We start from the raw sequence: 3330 nt of genomic DNA on the forward strand, positions 1-3330 counted from the left end.
CTCCCACGGACAGAAGGTCCAGTCCGCGGGCAGCAACATGGCCAGCACCGACAGCGCCGTTGGGTCCAGCTGGGCCTAACCGCAACTTCAGGCGCGGCAGCACACCACCCGTCGGTGTGCTGCCGCGTCCTGCGGTTACCGTGCAGTTTGGCTTGAAGTATTAGGGACCGATTGGGGAAGTGATGGACCAACAGAGCACCCGCACCGACATCACTGTCAACGTCGACGGTTTCTGGATGCTCCAGGCGCTGCTGGACATCCGGCACGTCGCGCCCGAGCTGCGGTGCCGGCCATACGTGTCTACCGACTCGAACGACTGGCTCAACGAGCATCCCGGCATGACGGTGATGCGCGAGCAGGGCATCGTCGAGAACGACCAGGTGAACGAGCACGTGGCCGCGCGGATGCGAGTGCTCGCGGCGCCCGACCTCGAAGTGGTCGCCCTGTTGTCCCGAGGCAAGCTGGCCTACGGCGTCCTCGATGACGAGAACCAGCCCCCGGGCTCGCGCGACATCCCCGACAACGAATTCCGGGTGGTGCTGGCCCGTCGCGGACAGCACTGGGTGTCGGCGGTCCGGGTGGGCGGTGAGATCACCGTCGACGACGTCGCCGTCGCGGACAGCGCCTCGATCGCGTCCCTGGTGATCGACGCGCTCGAGTCCATCCACCACGCCGAGCCCGCAGCGATCAACGCGGTCAACGTGCCGCTGGAGGAAATGCTGGAAGCGACCAAGTCGTGGCAGGAGTCCGGCTTCAACGTGTTCTCCGGGGGAGACCTGCGCCGGATGGGCATCAGCGCCGCCACCGTGGCCGCGCTGGGTCAGGCGCTGTCCGACCCCGCCGCCGAGGTCGCGGTGTACGCCCGCCAGTACCAGGACGACGCCAAGGGCCCCAGCGCGTCGGTGCTGTCACTCAAAGACGGCTCCGGCGGACGCATCGCGCTGTATCAGCAGGCCCGCACCGCGGGTTCGGGCGAGGCGTGGCTGGCCATTTGTCCGGCGACCCCGCAGCTCGTGCAGGTCGGCGTCAAGACTGTGCTCGACACACTTCCCTACGGCGAGTGGAAAACGCACAGCCGGGTCTGACATTCCCGCGAAACACAGAGTTCACCAATGTCTTTGCACTCAACATGCGGTTGAGCTGCGAACACGGCATACTTCTCTCAAAGACATCAGCAAATCTCAAACGGGTGTCAACGACAACTCTTAATCGCAAGGCGAGGCAGATGGAATTCCACTTAGTCGGAATGGACTTGGCGGGGGGCGCCAGCACCTCGACGGGTACACCGGCGCAGGCCCGCGCGCGACTGGCGGCACGGGCTCACACATTCATCACGATAGGGAGTGCAGGGCGATGACTGCGGTAGTTGAAGTACCACAGCCTGACGTAGAAGGAATCTCGCAGCCTCAGGCAGTCGTCGTCGGCGTGATGGCCGGCGCGGGTGTCCAGATCGGCGTCCTGCTCGACGCCAACGCCCCCGTCTCGGTGATGACGGAACCGTTGCTGAAGGTGGTCAACAGCCGGCTCCGCGAACTCGGCGAGACCCCGCTGGAGGCCTCCGGCCGGGGCCGCTGGGCACTGTGCCTGGTGGACGGTTCGCCGCTGCGGGCCACCCAATCGCTGAGCGAGCAGGACGTCTACGACGGCGACCGGTTGTGGATCCGGTTCATCCCGGACACCGAGCACCGCTCGCAGGTCATCGAGCACATCTCCACCGCCGTCGCGGCGGATCTCAGCAAGCGCTTCGCCGCCATCGACCCGGTCGTGGCGGTGCAGGTCGGCGCGACGATGGTGGCCGTCGGAGTGACGACCGCCGCCGGCCTACTCGGCTGGTGGCGCTGGCACCACAACTCGTGGCTGCCGACCGTCTACGCGGGCGTGATCGGCGCAGTTGTGCTCGGCGTCTCGCTGATGCTGCTGATGCGGGCGACCACGCAGCAGGAACGGCGCGTCGGCGACACCATGCTGCTGAGCAGCCTCGCCCCCATCTCGATCGCGGCGGCGGCCGCGCCGCCCGGCGGCGTCGGATCCCCGCACGCGGTGCTGGGTTTCGGCGTCCTCACCATCGCCGCGATACTGGCGCTGCGCTTCACCGGGCGCCGGCTGGCGATCTACACGGCGATCGTCACGGTCAGCCTGATCGCGGCGGTGGCCGCGCTGGCGCGCATGGTCGCGATGACCAGCGCCGTGACGCTGTTCACCTGCGTCGTGCTGGTGTCCGTCATGATCTACCAGAGCGCGCCGGCCATCTCGCGCCGGCTGGCCGGCATCCGGTTGCCCGTCTTCCCGTCGGCCACCAGCCGGTGGGTGTTCGAGGCCCGACCCGACCTGCCCACCACCGTGGTGCGCTCCGACGGCGGTCCTCCGGTGCTGGAGGGGCCCGCCTCGGTCCGCGACGTGCTGACCCAGGCCGAACGCGCCCGGTCCTTCCTGTCGGGTTTGCTGATCGGGCTCGGCGTGCTGATGATCGTCTCGCTGACCGCGCTGTCGGATCCGCACACCGGACAACGCTGGCTGCCCGTCCTGCTGGCCGGCTTCAGCGCGGGCTTCCTGATGCTGCGCGGCCGCTCGTACGTCGACCGCTGGCAGGCGATCACCCTGGCCGGAACGGCCGTGCTGATCGTCGGTGCGGTGGTGTTGCGTTACGCGCTGGTGCTGCAGTCGCCGCTGGCGGTGTCGATCAGCGCGGCGATCCTGGTGTTGCTGCCGGCCGCGGGACTGACATCGGCGGCCGTAGTGCCGAACACCGTCTACAGCCCGCTATTCCGCAAATTCGTGGAATGGATTGAATACCTCTGCCTGATGCCAATTTTCCCGCTGGCATTGTGGTTGATGAATGTCTATGCAGCTATCCGCTATCGCTAACGGCAAGGTGTGGCGTGGTCGCGCGTGCGCCGCGACCCTCGCCGCCGCGCTGCTCGCCTCGGGCGCGTTGGCCGGTCTGCCTCCGGCGTACGCGATTTCGCCCCCGACGATCGACGCGGGCGCGGTGCCGCCGGACGGTCCGCCGGGACCGGGGGCGCCGATGAAGCAGAACTCGTACTGCACCGAGGTCGGTGTGCTGCCGGGGACCGACTTCCGGCTGCAACCCAAGTACATGGACATGCTGAACCTGCAGGAGGCGTGGCAGTTCGGTCGTGGTGCCGGCGTGAAGGTGGCCGTCATCGACACCGGCGTGACGCCGCACCCGCGGTTTCCGCACCTGATCGCCGGCGGTGACTACATCATGGCCGGCGACGGCCTGTCCGACTGCGACGCGCACGGCACCATCGTGGCCTCGATGATCGGTGCGGCCTCGGCCAACGGTGCCGGGGTGCCGCCGGCGGCGCC

At 68.1% G+C, this 3330-nt stretch carries 3 protein-coding genes and 1 pseudogene; all 4 read left to right on the top strand.

Going from position 1 to position 3330, the window contains the following annotated elements:
- Window positions 1-79: pseudogene (locus A5659_RS21855) on the top strand (type VII secretion protein EsxI); the annotation flags it as partial.
- Window positions 80-182: 103 nt separating this feature from the next.
- Entirely contained in the window at window positions 183-1085 is a 903-nt protein-coding gene (locus A5659_RS21860; protein ID WP_066870696.1) for an ESX secretion-associated protein EspG, read from the top strand.
- Window positions 1086-1353: 268 nt separating this feature from the next.
- Window positions 1354-2865, top strand: coding sequence for a type VII secretion integral membrane protein EccD (gene eccD / locus A5659_RS21865; protein WP_067184207.1), 1512 nt, complete (start codon window positions 1354-1356; stop codon window positions 2863-2865).
- Window positions 2843-3330 (top strand): S8 family serine peptidase (locus tag A5659_RS21870; protein ID WP_231997968.1); only part of this gene is annotated, 488 nt, incomplete at its 3' end. The genes eccD and A5659_RS21870, both read left to right, overlap by 23 nt.

Source organism: Mycobacterium sp. 1165196.3 (genome assembly GCF_001673415.1).
In the GTDB taxonomy this organism is placed as follows: Bacteria; Actinomycetota; Actinomycetes; order Mycobacteriales; family Mycobacteriaceae; genus Mycobacterium; species Mycobacterium europaeum_A.

Bases quoted from the DNA above. Each gene is read 5' to 3' on its own strand.
- A5659_RS21860 (WP_066870696.1), top strand. From the start codon at position 183: ATGGACCAACAGAGCACCCGCACCGACATCACTGTCAACGTCGACGGT.
- eccD (WP_067184207.1), top strand. From the start codon at position 1,354: ATGACTGCGGTAGTTGAAGTACCACAGCCTGACGTAGAAGGAATCTCG.